The organism is Vibrio phycocola (genome assembly GCF_054404255.1).
Window position 1 is genome coordinate 315270 of sequence record NZ_JBTAMQ010000004.1, and the last position, 22407, is coordinate 337676.

The 22407-nt window shown below is 42.1% G+C and carries 21 protein-coding genes; 16 read left to right on the forward strand and 5 right to left on the reverse strand.

Features of this window, described 5'->3' with window-relative positions; translation table 11 throughout:
• Nucleotide 1 precedes the first annotated feature (1 nt).
• From ACXJY6_RS07675 to ACXJY6_RS07700, 6 genes are all read left to right on the forward strand, one after another.
• Nucleotides 2–3196, forward strand: coding sequence for a bifunctional diguanylate cyclase/phosphodiesterase (locus ACXJY6_RS07675; protein WP_458767937.1), 3195 nt, complete (start codon nt 2–4; stop codon nt 3194–3196).
• Between the two features lie 177 nt (nt 3197–3373).
• Nucleotides 3374–5251, forward strand: a complete 1878-nt coding sequence (locus ACXJY6_RS07680; protein ID WP_458767938.1) for a hypothetical protein — start codon at nt 3374–3376, stop codon at nt 5249–5251.
• A 227-nt stretch (nt 5252–5478) separates the two neighbouring features.
• Nucleotides 5479–7557 (forward strand): DUF4962 domain-containing protein, encoded by a 2079-nt coding sequence (locus tag ACXJY6_RS07685; protein WP_458767939.1) that lies wholly within the window; start codon nt 5479–5481, stop codon nt 7555–7557.
• 337 nt (nt 7558–7894) lie between these two features.
• Nucleotides 7895–8302 carry a hypothetical protein gene (locus ACXJY6_RS07690; RefSeq protein ID WP_458767940.1) on the forward strand — a complete coding sequence of 136 codons (408 nt, stop codon included), beginning with the start codon at nt 7895–7897 and terminating at the stop codon, nt 8300–8302.
• Nucleotides 8303–8423: 121 nt separating this feature from the next.
• Complete coding sequence (locus ACXJY6_RS07695; RefSeq protein ID WP_458767941.1) at nt 8424–9530, forward strand: RelA/SpoT domain-containing protein; 1107 nt, start codon at nt 8424–8426, stop codon at nt 9528–9530.
• A 63-nt stretch (nt 9531–9593) separates the two neighbouring features.
• Nucleotides 9594–10094: a GNAT family N-acetyltransferase gene (locus tag ACXJY6_RS07700; RefSeq protein WP_458767944.1), complete on the forward strand. Its 501-nt coding sequence runs from the start codon at nt 9594–9596 to the stop codon at nt 10092–10094.
• Between the two features lie 18 nt (nt 10095–10112).
• Here ACXJY6_RS07700 and ACXJY6_RS07705 read toward each other — a convergent pair whose 3' ends face one another.
• On the reverse strand, nt 10113–10835 hold the full coding sequence (locus tag ACXJY6_RS07705; protein ID WP_458767946.1) for an SDR family oxidoreductase: 723 nt from the start codon (nt 10833–10835) through the stop codon (nt 10113–10115).
• 97 nt (nt 10836–10932) lie between these two features.
• Between ACXJY6_RS07705 and ACXJY6_RS07710 the strand changes: the two genes are divergently transcribed.
• The 3 genes from ACXJY6_RS07710 (at nt 10933) to ACXJY6_RS07720 (ending at nt 12661) form a co-directional block, all read left to right on the forward strand.
• Nucleotides 10933–11847, forward strand: coding sequence for a LysR family transcriptional regulator (locus ACXJY6_RS07710; RefSeq protein WP_458767948.1), 915 nt, complete (start codon nt 10933–10935; stop codon nt 11845–11847).
• Nucleotides 11848–11966: 119 nt separating this feature from the next.
• Nucleotides 11967–12341 carry a YidH family protein gene (locus ACXJY6_RS07715; RefSeq protein ID WP_456049564.1) on the forward strand — a complete coding sequence of 125 codons (375 nt, stop codon included), beginning with the start codon at nt 11967–11969 and terminating at the stop codon, nt 12339–12341.
• Entirely contained in the window at nt 12338–12661 is a 324-nt protein-coding gene (locus ACXJY6_RS07720) for a DUF202 domain-containing protein (RefSeq protein ID WP_458767950.1), read from the forward strand. The genes ACXJY6_RS07715 and ACXJY6_RS07720 overlap by 4 nt, the downstream gene beginning before the upstream one ends.
• A 13-nt stretch (nt 12662–12674) precedes the next feature.
• Here the strand turns inward: ACXJY6_RS07720 and ACXJY6_RS07725 are convergent, their stop codons facing one another.
• Both ACXJY6_RS07725 and ACXJY6_RS07730 read right to left on the reverse strand, forming a co-directional pair.
• Complete coding sequence (locus ACXJY6_RS07725; RefSeq protein ID WP_458767952.1) at nt 12675–14315, reverse strand: sensor domain-containing diguanylate cyclase; 1641 nt, start codon at nt 14313–14315, stop codon at nt 12675–12677.
• Between the two features lie 243 nt (nt 14316–14558).
• Nucleotides 14559–15419, reverse strand: coding sequence for a LysR substrate-binding domain-containing protein (locus ACXJY6_RS07730; protein ID WP_458767954.1), 861 nt, complete (start codon nt 15417–15419; stop codon nt 14559–14561).
• 105 nt (nt 15420–15524) lie between these two features.
• Here ACXJY6_RS07730 and ACXJY6_RS07735 point away from each other — a divergent pair, with 105 nt between their 5' ends.
• Together ACXJY6_RS07735 and ACXJY6_RS07740 are read left to right on the forward strand one after the other, a co-directional pair.
• The gene (locus ACXJY6_RS07735) at nt 15525–15728 is read left to right on the forward strand and encodes a hypothetical protein (protein ID WP_458767955.1); all 204 of its coding nucleotides are present in this window, start codon (nt 15525–15527) and stop codon (nt 15726–15728) included.
• A 3-nt stretch (nt 15729–15731) separates the two neighbouring features.
• Nucleotides 15732–15977 carry a DUF1127 domain-containing protein gene (locus tag ACXJY6_RS07740; RefSeq protein WP_458767956.1) on the forward strand — a complete coding sequence of 82 codons (246 nt, stop codon included), beginning with the start codon at nt 15732–15734 and terminating at the stop codon, nt 15975–15977.
• A gap of 71 nt (nt 15978–16048) precedes the next feature.
• On the opposite strand, the gene ACXJY6_RS07745 is transcribed toward ACXJY6_RS07740, so the two are convergent.
• Nucleotides 16049–17620 (reverse strand): phospholipase D family protein, encoded by a 1572-nt coding sequence (locus tag ACXJY6_RS07745; RefSeq protein ID WP_458767957.1) that lies wholly within the window; start codon nt 17618–17620, stop codon nt 16049–16051.
• A gap of 89 nt (nt 17621–17709) precedes the next feature.
• Between ACXJY6_RS07745 and gloA2 the strand changes: the two genes are divergently transcribed.
• From gloA2 to ACXJY6_RS07760, 3 genes are all read left to right on the forward strand, one after another.
• Complete coding sequence (gene gloA2, locus ACXJY6_RS07750; RefSeq protein WP_458767958.1) at nt 17710–18093, forward strand: SMU1112c/YaeR family gloxylase I-like metalloprotein; 384 nt, start codon at nt 17710–17712, stop codon at nt 18091–18093.
• A gap of 91 nt (nt 18094–18184) precedes the next feature.
• Nucleotides 18185–18679: a P-loop nucleotide/nucleoside kinase family protein gene (locus tag ACXJY6_RS07755; protein ID WP_458767959.1), complete on the forward strand. Its 495-nt coding sequence runs from the start codon at nt 18185–18187 to the stop codon at nt 18677–18679.
• A 122-nt stretch (nt 18680–18801) separates the two neighbouring features.
• Entirely contained in the window at nt 18802–19005 is a 204-nt protein-coding gene (locus tag ACXJY6_RS07760; RefSeq protein WP_458767960.1) for a hypothetical protein, read from the forward strand.
• Here the strand turns inward: ACXJY6_RS07760 and ACXJY6_RS07765 are convergent.
• Nucleotides 19002–19913: a DMT family transporter gene (locus tag ACXJY6_RS07765; RefSeq protein ID WP_458767961.1), complete on the reverse strand. Its 912-nt coding sequence runs from the start codon at nt 19911–19913 to the stop codon at nt 19002–19004. The two genes, ACXJY6_RS07760 and ACXJY6_RS07765, sit on opposite strands and share 4 nt — an antisense overlap.
• Nucleotides 19914–20122: 209 nt before the next feature.
• Here ACXJY6_RS07765 and ACXJY6_RS07770 point away from each other — a divergent pair, with 209 nt between their 5' ends.
• Together ACXJY6_RS07770 and ACXJY6_RS07775 are read left to right on the forward strand one after the other, a co-directional pair.
• Complete coding sequence (locus ACXJY6_RS07770; RefSeq protein ID WP_458767962.1) at nt 20123–20902, forward strand: response regulator transcription factor; 780 nt, start codon at nt 20123–20125, stop codon at nt 20900–20902.
• 9 nt (nt 20903–20911) lie between these two features.
• On the forward strand, nt 20912–22342 hold the full coding sequence (locus ACXJY6_RS07775; protein WP_458767963.1) for an ATP-binding protein: 1431 nt from the start codon (nt 20912–20914) through the stop codon (nt 22340–22342).
• Nucleotides 22343–22407 lie beyond the last annotated feature (65 nt).

Sequence of the window (22407 nt, forward strand, 5' to 3'; positions counted from 1 at the left end):
TATGTTTAAATCAAAGTTAAAGCGTTACTCATCAACTCGATTGCATACTAAGTTAATGTTAGGGTTGGCAATTCTAGTTTGTATTGCAATGGTCTCGTTTACTTTTGTATTTATTGAACAAGAAAGAGAAACCCGTCTAGCGGAGTTGGAGCGTCGAGCTGACCGTGTCACAACGTTAGTCAGTCGTTCAATCGCATATGCAGTATGGAATATCGACTTTGTTGCAATTGATGAACAACTTGCATCACTTATCTCAGATCCAGAAATCGTTCATGTGAGTATATCTGCAACGGGATATGGGGAGTTAAAAGCGGCGACTAAGCCCTACGAAATTTTGGTTGATCCCATAGAGCGTGAGCAGCCGATATTCTTCTCAAACGAAGGCTCGAATATGCAACAGATCGGTACTGTTCATGTCGTTCTAACTCGCGAAGTGGTTGAGAACGCCATTGCTCTTGGTTATCGAGTCGCGATGATATTTGTGTTAGTCATTTTGTCCGTCGTTACTGGGGCTACGTACATTCTTCTGAGAATGATGGTAGGGCGTCCCGTTAATCATTTGCAAAATGTCGTCGAACAAATCTCTGAGGGAGATTTCGAGGCGCGTTGCATGGTGGAGTCAGGTGACGAGCTTGGTAGCTTAGCGACGCGAGTAAATTTAATGGCAGACAGGCTCCGAAATTCAGACCGAAGGATGAGAGATAGCCAAGAAAACCTAGCCATCACACTTGATTCGATAGGTGATGGTGTCATTGTTACCGATGAACAAGGTTTAATTACTCGAATGAATCCAACAGCAGAATCGATGACTGGTTGGGCTCAATTTGACGCTCTTGGATTACCGTTAACCGATGTCTTTCATGTTATAGATTCAGAGACTCGTGAAAAGTCGGTTAGCCCGGTACAACAGGTTATCGAGCATGGTCAAGTCATGGGGCTGACTACCCACACTATTTTGATTTCACAAGACGGTCATGAGTATCAAATTGCTGATAATGCAGCACCGATTCGTAAAATCGACGGTGAAATAGTCGGTGTGGTTCTTGTGTTTAGTGACGTCAGTGAACAATATGAGATGCACAGTGAACTCAGTGCTACTCAAGCCCACTTGCAAGCCGTTTTGGATGCTATTCCTGATCTCTTATTCGAAGTCGATATCGAAGGGAGATTACTTCTTTGTCATGCCCATGATAGTAACTTGCTAGTGGTTTCAGCTGAGCAACTTATTGGAAAACTGATTGGTGAAATATTGCCACCAGAAGCGACGCAAATATGTATGGAAGCCATCGCAGAAGCGGCTAAAAATGGCTCGTCGTCTGGTGCCATCTATTCATTAGACTTAATAGAGGGAGAAATGTGGTTTGAATTGTCGATCGCGGCAATGCAAAAAAGCGAAGATAAAAGCCAACATTTCATTATGCTCTCTAGAAATATTACCGAAAGGAAAGAAGCTGAGGCTAAGCTTCAACAAGCGGCAAGTGTATTTGTTAATGCTGGTGAAGGGATAATTGTAACCGATACCCAAGGTATAATATTGGATGTGAACCAAGCATTCACTCGTATTACAGGCTTCGAGCGAGAAGATGCGATTGGCAAGAAGACCAATATTCTTCGCTCAGACCGCCACGATGACAGTTTCTATAAAATGATATGGAGCGAATTACATCGAGTCGGTTCATGGAGTGGTGAAATATGGAATCAAAGGAAAAATGGTGAAGTCTTTATTGAGCTATTAAGCATAAACTCTGTGCGCGACACTAAAGGAAAAGTATTGCAGTATGTCGCTCTTTTCTCTGATATCACGTCAATTAAGGCTCATCAACACCAATTGGAATACATCGCTCACTTTGACGCACTCACCAATTTACCTAACCGAGTACTGCTCGCTGAACGTTTACTTCAAGCGATGGAGTTATCGAAAGAACATGGCAAGCAGTTGGCGGTGGCATTTTTAGATTTAGATGGCTTTAAAGAAATTAACGATGTTCATTCTCATCAGATGGGTGACAATGTTTTGGTCACTCTTACTCAACGTATGACAGAAACATTGCGTGAAGGTGATACTCTAGCTCGTATCGGTGGCGATGAATTTGTTGCCGTGTTTAATGGCCTCGATAGTCTTTCAGATAGCTTACCGTTAGTGGGTCGTTTACTTACTGCTGCTGCACAACCGATGCAAATTGGCTCTTTAAATTTACAGGTATCGGCAAGTATTGGACTTACCTATTATCCTCAAGACCAAAACATCGATGCCGATCAATTGCTACGTCAGGCCGATCAAGCCATGTATCAGGCGAAAGTTTCAGGCAAAAACCGCTACCACATATTTGATGCCGACCATGACAGCAATCTGCGTTGGTTCCATGAGAGTTTGGATCGCATTCGTTTGGCATTGGAGAACGACGAGTTTGTTCTGTTCTATCAACCGAAAGTAAATATGCGCAGCGGAAAAGTTGTCGGAGTAGAGGCTTTGATCCGCTGGATGCACCCAGAAAAAGGATTAATGGAGCCAATCTCTTTCTTACCAATCATCGAAGATCATCCTTTAGCGGTCGACATCGGTGAATGGGTTATCGAAACGGCGTTAGCTCAATTGGATGAATGGCAACGCGCTGGTTTAGATCAATTAGAAATGAGTGTAAATGTTGGCGCTCGTCAGTTACAGCAAGAAAGCTTTGTGTCTAGCCTAACGTCAATATTGAACAAGTACCCTAACGTTGACCCTAGCCAATTACAGATTGAAGTACTTGAAACCAGTGCATTAGCAGACATGGATCTGGTATCGAAAGTGATTGGTGAGTGTGCTGGCATTGGCGTGTCGTTTGCTCTCGATGACTTCGGTACAGGATACTCATCGCTGACATACCTTAAGCGTTTGAATGTTGCCATGCTTAAGATTGATAGAAGCTTTGTGAGAGACATGCTTGATGATGCCGATGACTTAGCGATCTTACAGGGCGTGATTGGGTTAGCAATGGCATTTAAACGTCAAGTTATTGCTGAAGGCGTTGAAACGATTGAACATGGCGACGCTTTGTTACAGCTTGGTTGTGAATTAGCGCAAGGCTTTGGTATCTCTCGTCCAATGCTTGGAAAAGACATTCCTGATTGGATTGGAGAATGGCTACAGAGCGAAACGTGGAACAAGCTCAATCCAAATAAATGGGGCACTCAAGCGGATATTATATTCGATTAATGACAGAAACTAGGTACCACACAACAAATTAGTCTATATTCAATGAACACAGTAACATACTGATAATTTGGTATTTTATTGCTTGGTCTTAATCTAAAAATCTTCGACTAATATTGAGAATAATTAGTTGGGCGATTTGAGATTATAGATACTCATTTAGAATATGAAGGCTTGTGAATGATTTTGTGTGATAAAAACTATAGTGTTGTTTTACTAGCCTTCTTATTATCAGGTTGTGATGATACTGATCTCGTTGAAGCGGGTACTGATTATCTTTCTGATAATGTTGAAACTGAGTTCACCGCAGATACTGAATACACTTCCGAGCCCATCGACACTACTGAATCTTCTATCACACTGGAAGCATTCAATCTTACCGATATCATTGCGTCGTCACTTGACGCCAAAGCGATTACCGTTAGCTGGACTTCAGCCTCCGAGGAACTAGGGGTAACTTACACAGTGTGTAAGAAAGATGCTGACCATCCCGAGAACTGCAATACGCTTGCTTCAGTAATCGATGCGTTAACCACCACAGCAACCGTAGATAGCTTGGCGGAGGCATTAGTGGCTGATTATTTCGTACTCGCCAGTGCTGGTGGCAGTTCAGTTCTTTCTTCTGAGGATAACCTTACCTCAGAATCTATTACCGAAATGGTCGGTTACTTCAAAGCGTCAAATTCGGGAGCGAATGATTATTTTGGTTATAAAGTTGCGCTTAGTGGGGATGGAAACACCTTAGCCGTTTCGGCGCGTGACGAGGAGAATGATGAACAAGGCGTAACCATGGGACTCGGCTTTACAGATACCAATACCGCTGGCGATTCTGGCGCGGTATATCTTTTTAGTCAAAGCAATGGAAGTTGGGAACAAACGGCTTACATCAAAGCGTCAAATTCCGATGCGAGTGACCGCTTTGGAGAAAGTATTGCTCTAAATCTTGATGGGACAATATTAGCTGTCGGTGCTCCTCTTGAGGATAATGTGGGCGCAACAGATTCGAGTTCTGGCGCAGTTTATGTATTTAACTACGAGAATGACATCTGGGACGAAGTGGCTTACCTCAAGGCGTCCAATCTAGGTAGTGGTGATGAGTTTGGCAACAGTATTGCGTTAAATGACTCCGGAAATATTTTAGCAGTTGGTGCTTACAAAGAAGACAGTAGCCAAGGGGGTATTGATGCCACTTATAATGAAGCCGCTGCAGAATCTGGCGCGGTCTACATATTTAGTGATATCGGTGGAACCTGGGGACAGACGGACTATATTAAAGCCTCCGCACCAATTGCTGGTGATAATTTTGGCTATAGCATCTCACTTGATAGTGATGGCGTAACGTTAGCAGTTGGCACTTATAAATATGGTGCTGATGATGCCGGAGCGGTTTATTTGTTTAGTGATAGTGACGGTAGTGGTTGGCAGCAGGTTGACCTGCTTCAAGCGTCGAATGCGCAAGGATTAGATTATTTTGGGAATAGTGTTTCACTCAATGGTGATGGAACACTGCTAGCTGTGGGAGCCTATTGGGAAGACAATAATTTTAATAGTATTAGTTCCACTATCCATTTTTCTGATTCGAGTACCATAAATTATTCAGGAGCCGTGTATTTGTTTGAAAACAGTGGTGGCACCTGGGATCAAACGACTTACATTAAAGCTTCGAATGTTGGTTCTGGCGACAACTTTGGAAACGATGTCATGTTGAGCCGAGATGGCAGTACGCTCGCCGTTGGTGCGTATATGGAAGACAATGGTGGAGTTGGTATCATTAATGATGTCAACATTAGTGATGACTATTATTCACAAAATGCAGGCGCGGTGTACATGTTTAGTAACGGCATATCGGGGTGGGAGCAAACTGCTTATATAAAGGCATCTAATACAGGTTCGCGCGATAACTTTGGAAACAGTCTTGCATTAAGTGAAGATGGGAATACGTTAGCGGTTGGGGCACATCAAGAAAGTAACAGTGTATCTGAAATCTTGACCGATGGTTCAGAGATAATCAGTTCTAATGATGACGCCTCAAAATCTGGAGCTGTATATTTATATTAAGTCGAATAAGTGGATGTCCACATAGTAATACGATCACCTTTATAAATTCCAATTCTCTAATTCATCAGTATGCATGTGATCCACCTCTCACCTTGTGTTCAATTTATATTCAATTCAATAAAATTACCGCTGTGATGTTTTACACATCATGCCATTTAATAATACAATAGCATAATTGCCTATATCCACGACTTACCACCCCTTTTTATTTGAAGAAGAGAATCAGTATGAGCGATCAAAAATCTCTTGATGCCATCAGGAAGATAAAGCTAGAAAATGACACGTCAGCAGGAAACCTTGTTGATATTATGCCAATCGAAGTTCAGAAAAGAGACTTCGACCTTTCATTTTTAGACAACCTTGCAGTAGAGCGCCCACGCTTACTTATTCAAGCTAATGATCTTGAAGAGTTTAAAGCGAAAGTAAAAGCAGACCCAAGCTACTGCATGTACGATGACTTTATCAATAATTCGACTAAGAAGTTTTTCGATACCGAACCGTATGACGAGCCTCAGGCTTATCCTGAAGAGACTGTAGGTAAGGCGTCATTGTGGCGTCCATACTGGCGTCAGATGTACGTTGATTGTCAAATGGCGATGAACGCAACGCGTAATCTTACTATTGCAGGTATCGTAAATGAAGATGAAGCGCTGATCGCAAAAGCAAAAGCGTGGACATTGAAACTGGCAACGTACGATCCAGAAGGTGTGACATCTCGTGGCTATAACGATGAAGCGGCATTCCGTGTTATCGCGGCGATGGCTTGGGGTTATGACTGGCTAAACGCGCACTTCACCGATGAAGAACGTGAAACGGTTAAAAATGCCCTGATTGTTCGTTTAGATGAAATCATGCACCATCTAAAAGTAACGGTCGATCTCTTGAATAACCCGCTAAACAGTCACGGTGTTCGTTCAATTTCTTCTGCGATTATTCCTACGTGTATCGCGCTTTATCATGACCACCCGAAAGCGGGCGAGTACATTGCCTACGCACTAGAATACTACGCAGTTCATTACCCACCATGGGGCGGTGAAGATGGTGGTTGGGCTGAAGGTCCTGACTACTGGAACACACAAACCGCATTCTTAGGCGAAGCGTTCGATCTACTAAAAGCGTACTGTGGCGTAGATATGTTCAACAAAACATTCTACGAAAACACTGGTGATTTCCCGCTTTACTGCATGCCTGTGCATTCACAACGTGCAAGTTTCTGTGATCAATCGTCTATCGGTGATTTCCCGGGTTTGAAACTGGCGTATAACATCAAGCACTACGCAGGTGTGAACCAGAAACCGGAATACGTGTGGTATTACAACCAGCTTAAAGGTCGTGATACTGAAGCGCACACTAAATTCTACAACTTCGGTTGGTGGGACTTTGGTTACGACGATCTTCGCTTTAATATTCTTTGGGATGCCCCAGAAGAGCAGGCGCCATCGAACGATCCTTTGTTGAAAGTCTTCCCAATCACAGGCTGGGCGGCGTTCCACAACAAGATGACAGAGCGTGATAACCATATTCACATGGTGTTTAAGTGTTCTCCATTTGGTTCTATCAGCCACTCACACGGCGACCAAAACGCATTTACTCTTCATGCATTTGGTGAAACGCTTGCGGCAATCACGGGTTATTACGGTGGTTTCGGTGTGGATATGCACACTAAATGGCGTCGTCAAACGTTTTCGAAAAACTTGCCATTGTTTGGTGGTAAAGGTCAGTACGGCGAGAACAAAAACACCGGTTATGAAAATCACCAAGATCGTTTCTGTATTGAAGCGGGCGGCAACATTTCAGACTACGATACCGAGTCTGACGTGAAGATGGTTGAAGGTGATGCAACGGCTTCTTATAAGTACTTCGTACCGGAAATTGAATCTTACAAGCGTAAAATTTGGTTTGTAAAAGGTAAAGTGTTTGTGATGCAAGACAAAGCAACGCTGTCTGAAGAGAAAGATATGACGTGGCTAATGCACACGACGTTTACCAACGAAGTTGCAGAAAAATCATTCGCGATTCGTGGTGAGAAAGCACACTTAGACGTTAACTTTATCAATGATTCTGTCGACGGCATTGTGTCAATTAAGAACGTTGAAGGGTTTGGTGACGTTGACCCATATGAGTATCAAGACCTTGAGATTCACCGCCATGTGGAAGTTGAATTCAAAGCGTCTAAAGAGCACAACATCTTAACCTTGTTGGTTCCTAACAAGAACGCTGGCGCTCAAGTTGAAGTGTCTCAGAAACTTGTTGGTAATACTCTAGAACTAACGGTTGATGGTGAAACGGTAACTATCGAGTTATAAGTTGAGCGTTACATTTACAATAATAAGAGAAACCACCGCATCGCCGGTGGTTTTTTATGCCTCAAAGGTTTAAGGAAGTCTCGTTTATCTAGAGAAAAAATGAGAAATAGGTTACATATTATTAGGTTAAGTATGAGTATCATTGGGATAACATGCCAAAATTGAAAGGCGTTTTGAGTTGGCTCGTTTTTCTGGTAGTAAATTGGGTGAGAGGTTAATATTTATCCAATATAAAACAGTTGGTTGGCAGTTTCTGGGGCTATAAAGTTAGCCTGTGAAAACGAGCCGGCATATTATTGAAAATGTTATGTGTCAGTGTTTTACGGAGAGTTGAGAATTGAGTCATAGTTTTTACGAACAACTAATTCAGAATCCGACGTTTTGTGAAAAACTCGGTCGCCTTACTTTGATGGCAAACCAATTAGAATCAGTTTTGAAGTCATTAATTAAGAGTGCTGGAATCACAAAAAAATTGGATAAAGCAACTCTAGGAGTGCTTAAGCAAATTTGTGAGGATAATGAAATAATCGATGATGGTGTGATTGAAGATCTTATATTTATTCACACACGTAGAAATTATCTCATCCATAATCTTTTTCCTTTATTCAATGAAGAGATTGATGTCACTCTTTTACCAAGAGATAACTTGTCAGAATTAGACGCTGAACACTACTTTCCTGAATGTGTTGAAATATTAATAGACCGAATTCAATATGTTCTATCAGATCTGTCGGTGCAAAAATAAACACATAACAAGCGCTTTAAACGGAACAAAAACAGTTGGTTAGGTTCCGCTTCGCTCCACATTATAACCAACAATTTTCGTCCGCTTAAGCGGGCGTTATGCGTATGAGAGAGGAGGTCAATTGGCTAATTTACAGTATAAAAATCAGAAAAAGCCTCTACTTGTTTCTAAAAAAGAAATAGATAGAGCTGCAACTTCTATTCGTCACGGAGTTACCGAAGGCGAAAGATTAGCTGCAATAAAAACGATTCAAAATTTCAGAGAATTTCATCTTTACCCGCTGATGCTCTTGAAAAATCATTTAGTTCGAACATCTGCTAAGGTTTCAGGTAAAACAAACGTTGCACGGCGATTAAAACGTTTATCGACAATTGTCGACAAACTAGAAAGAACTACGCTTGATGGGGAGAGTACCAATGCAATCAAGCTTACAAGAATGCAAGATATTGCTGGCTGTCGAGCAATCGTTAAGGATTTAAAAAAGCTCAAAGCTTTACAGCAGCGTTTAGAGAAAAGTACGTCTGTTCATAGAATTATCAAAACTAGAGATTACTTGGTTCCAAAGCCGAGTGGCTATGGTGGTGTTCATTTGATTTATAGTTGCTACGAAGGGCAAACTGAGCCACATGAATGGAAAAAAGCCAAAGTTGAAGTTCAGTTACGGACTGAATTACAACACGCTTGGGCAACGAGCCTCGAAATTATTGATACATTAGAACAGATAAATTTAAAAACTAGCCACGATGGTTATGAAAAGTGGCGTGAATTTTTTTCAATAGCAGGCAAATTAGTAGCTCATCATGAGACTGCGTGCATTATTGAAGATCCCAAAGAGCTGAATAACCTCAGGGTTAAGCTTACTGATTTGTCTAATGATCTAGAAATTGTATCAAAAATTGCACGATATACGTTGGCAATTAACTTTGCAACTGACAAGAAAGTACCTAAACGAAGCAAGAATGGGCAAGGTATGTTTTTGGTCAAAATGTATCACCCTGATGTAGAACAAAAGCAACTTAGAGTAGCGGTTGAATTTTTCCGATTAAAAGAAAGTGATGCTGCTCTTGAAAGGTTGAATGAAGCAGATCTTGATGAAACTATAGCGATATCAGCTTTAGTTTCCGCATCAGATGTTCGTGCTTTAAAGCAAGCGTATCCAAACTACTTTGGTTCAACTAAAAAGTTTATTGAATTTTTAGCAGATCAAGTTCAGTTGATCGAAGACTAAAATACGCATAACAAGATAATTGGACTCCCGCTCTAATACGAAGCTAACCTTAAAGGCGAGCAAATGACTCTGGGAGAAAGCGATGAATACGACAATTATCGGAATTCCAAATCATTTGATATATCTAAAGGCAGTAACACGTTCAAAGGAATGATGATGAAGTACATAAGCGAGTTAACGGAAGAGCATCTACAACAGCTTCTGACATTGTATCAAAACGAATGGTGGTCGAAAGACCGAACCATAGAAGGGACAAGAACGTGTGTTGAGAACTCCACTGTTATTATCGGAATTGTTGATAAGTCGAACAACCTTATTGGTTTTACTCGGGTACTTAGTGATGGGGTCTACAAAGCAATAATTTTTGATGTCATTGTAGACCCAAACTATCGCGGTAAAAACCTTGGGCAATCGCTAATTATGAAAGTGAAAGACCACGAATTGTTGAAGAATGTACAACAATTCGAATTGTACTGCCTTCCGGTAATGGTCCCATTTTATGAAGCGCATGGATTCACCACTGATATCGGCGACATCAAACTGATGAAATGTGTTTGTGGTTAGTCAGCGCGATTGATCCCTCTAAACTTTATTATAAAGAACGGGCGTTTTACTTTTCCAACGATTCCATAGTTCGGCGTCGTTTAGCAAATCCGCCATAAACCTAGCGACGTTAATTCGACTCGTTTGTTGGCTCTGAAATATTGGGTCAGACAGCGGAGAAGGATAAACCTCATAAGCCGATGCGCTTTCCTGATCAACTAAGCTATCTGGCCTTACCGCGACCCATTCAACTGGAATTGTAGATTGAGTAACGCTATGTAACAGATAATTGGCGGCTTTTTCATTATCGACATGCGGTGGAAGCAGGCAGCGAAGCAGTCCGATGACGGCTTGGTGCTTGAGGCTGACTTGCTCATTTTGTAAATGGTTTTGATATCCTGTGGTACTCATTAATATGAACTTTATCGGTAAACTCGGATTCAGTTTCTTAATCGCTTGGCAAACGGTGGTGGTGACATCGGAAACCAGACACCGAGGATGACCGTAGATTCCACGAAATGTTAAGTTATGTCCAAGACAAGATACTACTGCGGTACAGTCATGCAGTTGCTCCATCATGTCATTTTCGGAAAGTTGGTGCACGTTAGCGAGCGTAACGATTACCTTGTCATTATTCACAAACTCCGGCATCAGTCGGTCGAGTGAACGTACGATAACCTTCACGGTTTCCTCTTTATTTAGCAGTGATTTAACCACCTGTTTGCCTGTCGCACCTGTAGCCCCAAGAACTAGAACGGCCATTAATGTTTTCCTTGTGTTGAATCGATTAAGGGGTACTATATCTATACATATTTGTAATTTAAATTAGCCAAATTAGTATATGGGTATGCGTATTTGTATGAACTGGTCTTCGATATGTTTTGATTGGAATCGCACTAGAGCCTTTTTAGTGACCGCTGAAGAAGGAACGTTATCTGCGGCCGCTAAGGCTCTGGGCATGACTCAACCGACGTTAAGCCGGCAAATATTGGCGTTAGAAAGTGAAATTGGCGTGTCACTATTCGAGCGCTCGGGACATCGATTGATACTCACGTCGAGTGGGGTTGAGTTACTCAATGTAGCTCGTGATATGGGGGAGGCAGCGAGTCGATTTTCAATGATTGCGAAAGGGCATTCAGAGGATATTGAAGGAACCGTTGTTATTTCGGTATGTGAACTGGATGCAACGTATCGGATGCCAGCGATTTTAGCGAAGTTAAGAGTAGCAGAGCCCAAAATCACCATCGAAGTGGTCGTGACCAATGATGTCAGTGATTTAAAGCGTCGTGAAGCCGATATCGCGATACGCAATGTGAAGCCAACTCAGCCCAACCTGATCGCGCGAAAACTTGGGGAAGAACGCGTTAACTTGTATGGTACTCATCAGTATTTATCGGCCTTTGTGGACTGTCGTTCTACGAAGGATATCCAAGACGATCTGCAAATTATTGGTTTTGGCCAAAATCATCAAATTATCGAACAACTTAATCACCATGGCTGGCAGCTACATGATGGTAACTTTAAGCTTTCGACTGCATTTCAACCGATGCAAATTGAATTATGCCGAGCACATTTAGGCTTAGTATACTTAACAGAAGATGTTGGTGATCGGGACTCTCAAATACAAAGGGCGTTTGAAACTTTAGTGCCACCAATACATTTATCTGTTTGGCTCGTATGCCATGAGGAACTGCGTACAAATTTACACATTCGAAGGGTGTTCGACTTGCTTGCAACTGAGTATCAACATCATCTAGATTGCGAAAAGTCATGAATACAATCAGAACATTACCGCGAAATGTAAAAACTGATAGCCTTTTATCTAATTGTTGGTCACGATAGAGTTATTATTAATGATTCCTGGACTAATAAACCGTATTGATAGAGTAGGCGATGGCATTAAGTAGACTAAAACGCTCCCGTAAAAATAATTGGCGAAATGAGGGCTGTGCGCCGGATTATCGCTTCTCCCTAGCAAACGAACGAACCTATCTCGCCTGGATTCGAACCGCTTTAGCCTTACTTGCGGGCGCGATCGGTATTGATCAACTTACTCCTGAATTGGCAAGCCCAAGTATTCGTATCATGCTTTCGGCATTTTTATGCTTATGTTCTGGCTTATTAGCGGTATTTGCCTACCGTCGATGGTCTGCAAATGAGAAAGCAATCCGCAACAATAGTCAGCTTGGCTATACCAGTTTCTTGAAGTTAATCAGCGGTGTTATGCTCGTGCTAACTTTGTTTGTTATCTGTGTTATTGCTCTATGAACCGAGATCCCGGACTTCAACCAGAACGCACTTCGATGGCGTGGCTAAGAACTCAATTGATCATTATTGGGGTCGGTATTATGCAGTTTAAAGTCGGTGAACAACATGGGTTTATTGGGCTGGAAATTACGGGCATAGCGATGATTGTGTGCTCAATCCTGAGTGTGATTTATACACAAAAGCGTTTTTCGAAAGAATTTGGATGTGATGAGAGTGTGTCGACGGCTGAATATCGGATAAAACTGGTGACGTCGGCTCTAGTTATTGTTAGTTCGATTATCTTTGCGTTGTTTATGGTGAGCGACTTTATTTCTAATTAAGAAATTCCAACTCTTAGGACTCAATGCGATTTCTACCATTATCTTTAGCTTGGTAGAGCATTTTATCGGTTCGGCGCAAGGCGGATTCAATATTTTCATCCGGTGAAACTTCGATCAAACCAATACTAACAGTCATTGGTGGAATTACATCGTGGTTGTTAGATTCTTGAGCCAAAGAGCATTGAATACGTTCACCAATGATTTTTGCTTCTTCAAGACAGGTATCAGGCAGCATGAGAGCAAACTCTTCGCCGCCAAGCCTTCCCAGTAAATCGGGTGGGCGAACAAAACGTTTGCAGATTTCCGCAAAGAGTTGCAGTGCGAGGTCACCCGTGAAGTGACCTTTGGTGTCATTAATCGCTTTAAAGTGATCAATATCGAGCATCATAAGTGACAGCTTTGTTTGTTGCTGCTTTATGACTCTGATTTTATTAGTAGCACTTTCGAGAAAAAACCGACGATTGCTCACTTGAGTAAGATCATCGGTGCGAGAAAGTGCGATTAACTCTCTCTCCATCTTTTTCCGAGTACTGATGTCTCTGATAACCCAAATCACACCTTTGTTTAGATCCGAAGGAATATTCTTATCTATGGCTCTACCAGAGATAGATACCCATATCGACTGACCACTTTTATCTTTGATTTGAAACTCAGCTTCCGATACTTCTTGAGTCGTCAGGTTGGCATAAAACCGTTTACCAAACTCCTCAAAGGCTTCTTCGCCAAGATGAAAACCTTTGGTCGACTGACCAATCCATTTATCCGGTGTGCCACCAATCATATCGGCAAACGTTTGGTTCATCCGATGAATATAACGTCCATCTTTAAGGACAAGTATTCCCACAAGCGCATTGTTAAATATGACTTCAAGTTCGTTATACGCTTCGTTTAAATCGATTTCAGCTTGCTTTAGCCTTGTAACATCGTTAATAACCCAAACAACACCTTGGTTGAGCGAGGGAGGGTTTTGTTGAGAGACGAGGCAGCCAGACGCACTTATCCATATAATAGAGCCATCTTTCTTTTTAAATTGAACTTCTGATGTGACGATCTTTCTCTCTAAGATTGTCTCGGTATAGAGCTTGGTAAACGCATTGGCGATCGTTTGTGATATATGGAATTCTTGCAGATTTTTTCCTATCACCTGTTCGGCGCAATCATAACCAAGAATATTTGCTCCGGTGTGGTTTGCAATGATGATATTACGATGCTTATCAACCAGCGCGATACCGACCAGAGAGTTATTGAACATCGAATGAAACTCGTCGTTTTTTCGTTCAAGTTGTCTCTGTATTTTCTTAATATCGCTAATATCACGACAGGTGGTGATTCGGTGTTTTTTTCCACCTATTTCAACGGTTTCTCCTTGAAGCAACCCAATAAACTTTGAACCATCTTTACGCACCAATTTAAGTTCATAGGACGAGGTGTATTCGTGTTCTAATCGCTCCATAACAATGGGTAAATCATCGGTGTCGATTAAGAAAAACGGCTGCTTTCCGATTACTTCATCAGGAGAATATTGAAAGATTCGAGTAAATGCTGGATTGATATCGACACAATACTGGTGATCGTCATAGATAGCGATTGCTTCAAACGACTTATCTTCAAACAATTGTTTGTTGGATTGATATGTATTAATTGTCGATTCCATTGATACCACGTAATTCGATGTTATTGCTTGTCATTTTTCAATCGGTGTCTCTATCGCAACATTTGGATACAGATAGCAGGCCTTTTTAATGCAGCCTAAGCATAATATACCTTGAGTCGGCAGCAGTAAGAAAGCGTTTGGTCAATAAAGGAGTAACTAATATACATTGTTGAATTAGGTTGTATATAGCGGATACTATCAGCCTCACCGAGAGGTGACTAATGTCTCAAAATGTTCATTTAGTTAACTCATTTCCACTTTAATTTCCTCACGTATATGGTTTATCAACTCTCGTGATGCGGGAGAAAGCAGTGTGGGTTTTGTGACCAAACCAATGGAGGTTTGAGGCAGCGCGGGAAAACCATCGGCTTCTCTTAGGATCCGAAGATCGGGTGTGACTGTGATTTGAGACATCACCGCGACCGCAAGGCCCGAATGAACAAACGCCGATACACCATCGTGGCTGGGTGATGAATAGGCGAGACGATAGTTAATACCTGTATCATCAAGAGCTTGTTGAGCCCATTTCCCCCAACGACAAACCCCTTCCAATGCTAACGGAAGCGGTGACTGCTCATGTGTAAGTTTATTAGCCGAACTCACCCAAACAAGCGGGCAGGTCACTAAAACTTCGTAGTTTGCCTCGTTGGCGAATAAGTTCACCAATGAGAAGTCAAACTCGCCTTGCAGGGTATGTTCAATTAATTGGCTACTGCTGAGTGAGTGAAGCTTGATGTGAACATTTGGGTACTTCTCCGCAAAGCTCACCAATATAGGCGGAATAAGGCTCGTCACGTAGTCATCACACACACCAAAGCGTACCTCGCCTTGTATTTCAGGGTTCGCCAAAGTTGACATGACCTCATCTTGTAATTTGACAATACGTCTTGCATAGAGCAATAGATTTTCACCTTGTGAGGTAAGCACTGAACGCCGTCCTTGTTTTTCAAAGATGGGCTGCTTTACCACCTCTTCTAAGCGTTTGACCTGCATGCTTATCGCCGATTGAGAGCGATGTACCGTGGTTGCTGCGCCGGCATAACTTCCTGTGTCGGCGATGGCGATCAGTGTGCGCAGTAATTCGGTATCGAGATTATCCGCCATTTTATTACCTCAACAAAATTGATGTATAAGTTTAAATTTATTCGTTTGTTTAATGTTTGTCAAAGACCTAGATTAATAATTATTCAATCAAGGGAGATTAGAAACATGAAAACACTCTTCGCCGCCATCGTATTTACCACCGTTTTAGCGCCTGCTTATCTATCTAAACAGACCGATCAGACACACGTAAATCACGCGGATTGTTTATCGAAAAATGACATCATCTGGTACCAAAATCGGAGCAAATCTGGCATTGCTCGCACGTGTACTGAACAGGTATTGGCCAACAACCTCAGCAAGGGGGAATGAAGAATGAGAACATTAAACCTAAATAGAAATCGCGTGCTCTTCGCTGAAAGGCAGTCTCAATTGAACCTCTCCAATTTGATGACAATTGAAGGAGGTAAAACGGGTGGACGTGTTCAACTTTGGTTTGAACGAGCAAAACAGAGAAGAACATTAAAGCAACTTGCCCTGAATCCTCAGTTTCTTGAAGACATTGGTGTGTCGTATCAAGAGGCCATCATTGAATCACGTAAACCGTTTTGGAGAAAATAGGTGGGTTGGTACAAAACAGAAGAGAGCGGGATAAGCTCTCTTCTGTAATATCAGATATAAAGTATCGAGCTTTACAAAATACTCTTCGGGACCACAATTCGCGATTTCACTTTTAATCGCTTACCTAAATTGACTTCAGAATCAGGATTCCATTGCAGGGTAGTTTCCCATGCGTTTTCGGGTTGCATCTCAACTAACATGGACGCTTTGACTTTTTTGGCAATCGCTTCTGAAGGAATAACAGTAATACTTTCGGTATTTAGATTTGCGCTACGCGGATCCATATTAAAGGTGCCGATAACGGTGATATGGTCATCAATCACCATCGATTTAGCGTGCAAGCCAAAAATAGGGGTGGTCGTTAGCTGAGTCTGCATCTCTTTCGACATCACCTTTTTTCGAATATGGGCATCGGGCTTAAATTCAAAAATGCGTACTCCAATTTCGAGAAGAGCTTTACGTTCTCTTTGATAGCCGCTAAACGCTTCTAAATTATCGTTAGACGCTAGGCTATTGGTTAAGATTTTTACCTCAATCCCTTTTTCTATTAGCGCCTTTAATAGCGATTTTCCGACATCGGTCACCACTAAGTAGGGTGTTTGTATGGTTACGGAGTCTTCGGCATGCTCAAGTAGCTCGATCAACCTCTGTGTCGAAAGCCCACTGCCGCCGAGAAAGGTTTTACCGTCATTTTTTCCCGGTACGTCGGAGACATATTCGACATTATCCAGCCAATGTAAATCGCCATCTTGTACCGCTTTTTTAAACGCCAGTGGCATGGCATTAATTTGCTCTCTAATTTCAGGAAGAAAGTTCTCAGGGTTACAGGCGTATTGATGCAAGCGCTCAAAATTGGGTGGTGATTGTTGAGAATCTTCAACCTCTAACAGATCGGTAACGGGAACGCTTAAACTGTCTTGCCAAAACTCTTCAAATGAATGTTCGATGGTCTTTGCAGTTTGGCCAAGTACCAACACATCTCGATCTCTGAAATTGTACTCATGGTCATAGCCGAAATATTCATCGGCAACATTCCGTCCACCGGTAATGGAAACTAGGCTATCGACGGTAAAGGTTTTATTGTGCATCCTTTGGTTAAACGCATGAAAGTGAAGCGCTAGGTTTGTCAGCTTTTGGACGATATTTTTCCCTACATTGGCGAGTGGGTTGTAGATCTTAATCGAAATATTGGGATGAGCGTTGAGTGTTAATAGCTCGTCACCGCTCGCTTCTAGCATTATGTCATCGACCAATATACGGACTTTAACGCCACGTTCCGCTGCTCTAACCAAGTAGTCGATGGCCAATAATCCAATATTGTCGGTAGAAAAAATAAAGTACTGAACATCGATAGTGTTTTGAGCGTGTTCAGTTAACCATGCCCGGGTGAACATGGCTTCAGTGCCTTGCTCTAATACATAGACGCCGGTTTGGTTGTTCTCGAGTTGAGAGGAATATGGAGCAAGCAGTTCGGCAAACGAATTATTATTATCAAACGTAACTTCCTGACAAAAATCCTCAGTGGTTTGTTCAATTCGTTCCGTTGGGGGAGAGCACGCTGAAATTAACCAAACGCTTGTGATGATAGTCAGTATTTTAATGCTGTGTCGTTTCAAACTTAGAAAACCTTGTCTTGTATGCATAACGAAAACCAAACTCACTATTTTTATAATGATGACAATGCAAATATACTCGTTATCATCTTCATGTCTATGTCTAGAAGGAGTACAAATTGTTAAACTCAATTCATCATGTCGCGATAATTTGTTCGGATTATGAAAAGTCTAAGCACTTTTATACGTCGATTCTAGGGCTTAATGTTATTGCCGAGAACTATCGGGAAGCACGACAATCTTATAAACTCGATCTTGAATTACCCGATGGTTCTCAGATAGAGCTCTTCTCTTTTCCTTATCCACCTGAAAGGCCAAATCGACCTGAAGCATTAGGGTTAAGGCACTTGGCGTTTACTGTTGATTCGATTGAGGAAATGACAAGATATCTAATATCCAAGGGCGTATCTGTCGAACCCATTAGGGTTGATGAATTCACAAATAATCGATTTACATTCTTTCGTGACCCTGATGGATTGCCAATAGAGATAGTGAGCTCTTAGTTCTAACCGAGTTCGTTCGACGATTACCATTATGCGTTGTATGCTGCGGCGAGCTGCATTCTTCACTGGTGATAATAGAGGTGTAATTAGTATGGCAAGATTAATTTTAGTTTGTGGTCCAACAGGCGTGGGTAAAACGACGTATTCACTTTCTCTCGCAGATGAAATTAAGGGCATACGGTTTTCGATTGATCCTTGGATGCAGACCCTGTTTTCCAAAGACATGATAGAGCTTGATTTTGAATGGATGATGGAACGAGTAAACCGTTGTTCAGACCAGATTTGGCAAGTCAGTGAGCAAATCTTAGCGCTTGATGGCAATGTCATTCTAGACCTTGGTTTTACTACCAAAGCACAAAGAGACATATTTGCCGATAGAGCAAGGCAGCTAAATATCGACCCCGAGATACATTATTTAAACGCTTCCAGCGAGACACGAAAGCAACGAGTCCATAAACGCAATAGCGAAAAAGATCCATCGGTATACGCTTTTGAAGTGACAGACATGATGTTTGAATTTATGGAGCCAAGGTTTGAGGCTCCAGGTGAAGAAGAACTTAAATTTGGCCGAACTGTTAGCACATAAGGCGATAACAAAAGTCGTCAACGCTATGGTTATTAAACCGACAATGTTTGGTAAGTGGTGTTATTGAACTTCGCTTACTGAGCCGTGTCTTAATCGAATAAATTTAAAATTGGAGAGGTAGAATGAGTAAGTATTTATTGTCGGTTTTTACGGTATTGGTTGTCGCAGGTTGCAGTAATGAACAATTATATAAAGCCGGTCAAGACTATCAAAGAAGCCAATGCCTAGCAGACGCTTCGTCTGGACAGCACCGAAGCGATTGTGTCAATTCTGAAGATATCAGCTTTAAAGAATATAGTCGCGAGCGTTCAGACAGCATTCATTAACTCGTGGTGCTTGGAGACGCTTCTTTTGGTTCTGATGGCGTTTTCTCTTGACTCAAAATGACGCCAAAAAAGATCACTCCAATCGTAATCCATTGTATGGCATCTAAACGCTCGCCCAGTAGTAGCATCGAAAAAATCAACGTAAAAGCTGGAAGTAAGCTGACGTATCCTGCTGAAGTAGAAGCTTTAATGTAAGAAAGCGAATAGTTATACAAGCCATAGCCACCCAGAGATACGATCAAACCTAAATAGATGATGCTACCAACCGCGTTACTTGATACCTGACTTGGCCAGTCTGATGCCAATGCTAGCGGCAAGAAGAAAATCGTACCGGCAAAGCTTTGAAGTGCGGTTAAAAAGAACGCCGAATATCGTTGTGTTAAGTGCTTAATGAGTAGGGTATAACCCACCGCCATCACCATCGCACCAAACTCAAGTAAATTGCCCAGTATTGGATTAGGGGCTTGTTCACTTTCTGTCCCGCTTAGAGTCATCCACACCACACCAAGAACGGCAATAAGCAATCCAACCCATTGTCGTGGCGTGTTACGTTCTTTCAAAAGAAAATATGCCGCCACAGCCACCATCAAGGGCAACATAGCCGTTACCATTCCAGCTTGACCTGCACTGGTGTAACGCATCGCTTGAGCTTCGAAAATAAAATAGAAACAGGGTTCAAATAGGGCCATTCCCACCAACAATTTCCAGTCACCAGCTTGATAGTCGATTTTGTGATTAATCCATTTCCAGATAATCAGAAACGTCAGTGAACCCAAGACCATTCGAGAAAAGATCACGATCATTGGTGCGACTTCGCTTACCGCAACTTTTAAAGCAATAAACGACGTTGCCCAGATAACAACCGCGGTAAATACCGCCAAATGGGCTTTAAATATTTCTCGATTCATAAGGGTTCCAAGAGGAGTGAAACGTGGTAACCAAGATAGCGCTCAAAGGTGATCATAGCGGACGACATGGTAAGTAATAACTTATGATGCCTAAAATTCTATTGGGTTACAAACAATGGTTTACGGCTTTTTAAAAGTCACCCTTAATGACGGGAGTCACGAAAGCAACCTGAAAAACAGCAGTATGTCTCAGCTTGAAATAGAGCAATATGATCCGAGTCCAAAATGACAATGTTGTCATACTTGTTGCGAGTTCGATGGGTCAAATGAGATACTTTATTTCTCTTATCAAGGTCTCCCATTCGATGAAAATATTACTTGTTGAAGATGAACAGAAAATTGCTGATTTTGTTTGCGAAGGTTTGCGGACTAAGCATTTCACGGTCACTCATTGTTCAGATGGCAACCGAGGCTATGAAGTCGCGAAAGAAAATCGACACGATGTTATTGTTCTCGATATCATGCTTCCCGGTCGCGATGGTCTGGATATCCTCCACTCTCTTCGACAACAAGGTATCGATACTCCGATTATTTTACTCACCGCTCGTAACGAACTAGGCGACCGGATTAAAGGCTTAGAGTTAGGCGCCGACGATTACTTGGCGAAACCGTTTTATGTGGAAGAGTTGAATGCTCGTCTTCATGCCTTGCTTAGGAGACACGAAGGAACACAGCAACACATGGTTGAGGTGGGGGCGTTGCAGCTTGATTGCATTCATCGCAACATTCATTGCCATGGACAATCTGTGGATCTGACCAGTCGGGAGTTTAGTTTGCTTGAGTATTTAATGCGTTCGCCAAATCAAATATTCACACGAGGACAATTGTTGGAGCATGTTTGGGGCTACGATTTTGATCCCTGTACCAATGTTGTTGATGTGTGCATTAAACGGATTCGCCGAAAACTGGCCTCTTTGGAGAGTGCCGGGAAAATGGTTGGCGCGATAGAATCGGTACGTGGTACTGGCTACCGTTTAAGCCCTCGTTGAGGAAGTAACATGTATTTTCGTACTCGGATCTTTGCTATCTCGATTCTAACGGTGAGTGTCGTGCTTGCGGTTGTGATTACGTTTGGGTGGTCTCGAATTATGAAGGTTGAGCTCGATCATCTCGATTCTCGCCTGTGTATGGAAGCTAAGCGAGTCATGCCAACTACGGGTGACCAGTATTCTCCGATTAACGTTACTCAATTAAGTGGTCACGATGTTCAGGGTGGCAAACTGATTGATGACTTGGTGGATAAATTAAGAGTCAATCTACCGAATGAGTTGATGGTATTTGTTGAATCCAATGACCATCATATTCTAACCAAATCAGACAATGCGGATGTACAAACGTTTACAAATCGGTTTGATTGGGAAAACGTTGATTCAATAGAGTCAACCACGTCAAATAACACTCATCTTTCATGTCAGTTTATTTTCTTCGAACATCAGCAGAATGAATGGCGAGCCAGTTCATTTACTATTCCGGGTGTACAAAGTGTGATCGCTGTTGATATTTCGGCCACGACCAGCGAGTTAAAAAGTACCGTAAAATCCGCTCTTATTTTTATTGTGCCTTTCTCATTGATCCTCAGTATTCTTGGTGCTGGGTTTATTGCCACCAATTCCATTCGGCCAGTGAAGCGCTTGCATAAATCTATGGGTAAGGTGACACAGAAAGATCTGAGTCATCGTTTATCGACTCACAAAGAAGATAAGGAATTTAAAGCACTAATTGATACCTATAATGAGATGTTAAATCGATTAGAAAACAGCTTTCAACAATCCTCGCGATTTACCGCCGATGCGGCTCATGAATTAAAAACGCCACTTACTATTTTAAGAGGAAAACTAGAGCAAGCGGTGATTAGTGAAGACCTAGCGCAGGTAGACCTTAGCGCCATTCTTGATGAAGTCGGACATCTTTCCGCGATAACTCGAAAACTACTGCTTCTTTCTCAAGCCGATTCTGGCTCGATGGCACTTCATCTTGAGTCGATAAATATCACCGATTTACTCGATGAGTTAACCGCTGATATGGAGCTATTATCGGATGATTTAGTGTTGAAATGTACGATTGAACGAGAGCTGACTCTTAAAGGTGATGTGGTGTTACTAAGACAGCTCCTCAATAACCTGCTGGTGAATGTGATGCATTATAGCCTTCACGATAAAGGCGTCACTATTCAAGCCAAGCAGTCTGAAACGACAATTGATGTGCTGATCATCAATGCGTGCAAGCCCATTTCTAACCAGACTCGAAGCCGACTATTTGAACGCTTTTTCCGAGGAGAACCTGACTACACACAAGGTATCTCTGGTAGTGGTCTGGGTTTAGGTTTGGCTCGCGAAATTGCGCGTGCCCATGGCGGTTCTCTCACCATTGAACCCTGCGATCAAGAGACGTTTTCTATCCGTTTAGTACTGCAAAAACACAAAGCCTAATATCGTTAAATGACAGCATTGTCATCCTTCTCAGAAGCCCACTGTATAGACTTAAGGTAACGCTT

Coding starts and splice junctions, on each gene's coding strand:
- ACXJY6_RS07680 (WP_458767938.1), top strand. CDS start 3,374: ATGATTTTGTGTGATAAAAACTATAGTGTTGTTTTACTAGCCTTCTTA.
- ACXJY6_RS07685 (WP_458767939.1), top strand. CDS start 5,479: ATGAGCGATCAAAAATCTCTTGATGCCATCAGGAAGATAAAGCTAGAA.
- ACXJY6_RS07730 (WP_458767954.1), bottom strand. CDS start 15,419: ATGGCGGATAATCTCGATACCGAATTACTGCGCACACTGATCGCCATC.
- ACXJY6_RS07755 (WP_458767959.1), top strand. CDS start 18,185: ATGGCAAGATTAATTTTAGTTTGTGGTCCAACAGGCGTGGGTAAAACG.
- ACXJY6_RS07735 (WP_458767955.1), top strand. CDS start 15,525: ATGAAAACACTCTTCGCCGCCATCGTATTTACCACCGTTTTAGCGCCT.
- ACXJY6_RS07770 (WP_458767962.1), top strand. CDS start 20,123: ATGATCCGAGTCCAAAATGACAATGTTGTCATACTTGTTGCGAGTTCG.
- ACXJY6_RS07760 (WP_458767960.1), top strand. CDS start 18,802: ATGAGTAAGTATTTATTGTCGGTTTTTACGGTATTGGTTGTCGCAGGT.
- ACXJY6_RS07765 (WP_458767961.1), bottom strand. CDS start 19,913: ATGAATCGAGAAATATTTAAAGCCCATTTGGCGGTATTTACCGCGGTT.
- ACXJY6_RS07775 (WP_458767963.1), top strand. CDS start 20,912: ATGTATTTTCGTACTCGGATCTTTGCTATCTCGATTCTAACGGTGAGT.
- ACXJY6_RS07675 (WP_458767937.1), top strand. CDS start 2: ATGTTTAAATCAAAGTTAAAGCGTTACTCATCAACTCGATTGCATACT.
- ACXJY6_RS07725 (WP_458767952.1), bottom strand. CDS start 14,315: ATGGAATCGACAATTAATACATATCAATCCAACAAACAATTGTTTGAA.
- ACXJY6_RS07740 (WP_458767956.1), top strand. CDS start 15,732: ATGAGAACATTAAACCTAAATAGAAATCGCGTGCTCTTCGCTGAAAGG.
- ACXJY6_RS07710 (WP_458767948.1), top strand. CDS start 10,933: ATGAACTGGTCTTCGATATGTTTTGATTGGAATCGCACTAGAGCCTTT.
- ACXJY6_RS07745 (WP_458767957.1), bottom strand. CDS start 17,620: ATGCATACAAGACAAGGTTTTCTAAGTTTGAAACGACACAGCATTAAA.
- ACXJY6_RS07715 (WP_456049564.1), top strand. CDS start 11,967: ATGGCATTAAGTAGACTAAAACGCTCCCGTAAAAATAATTGGCGAAAT.
- ACXJY6_RS07700 (WP_458767944.1), top strand. CDS start 9,594: ATGACTCTGGGAGAAAGCGATGAATACGACAATTATCGGAATTCCAAA.
- ACXJY6_RS07720 (WP_458767950.1), top strand. CDS start 12,338: ATGAACCGAGATCCCGGACTTCAACCAGAACGCACTTCGATGGCGTGG.
- ACXJY6_RS07705 (WP_458767946.1), bottom strand. CDS start 10,835: ATGGCCGTTCTAGTTCTTGGGGCTACAGGTGCGACAGGCAAACAGGTG.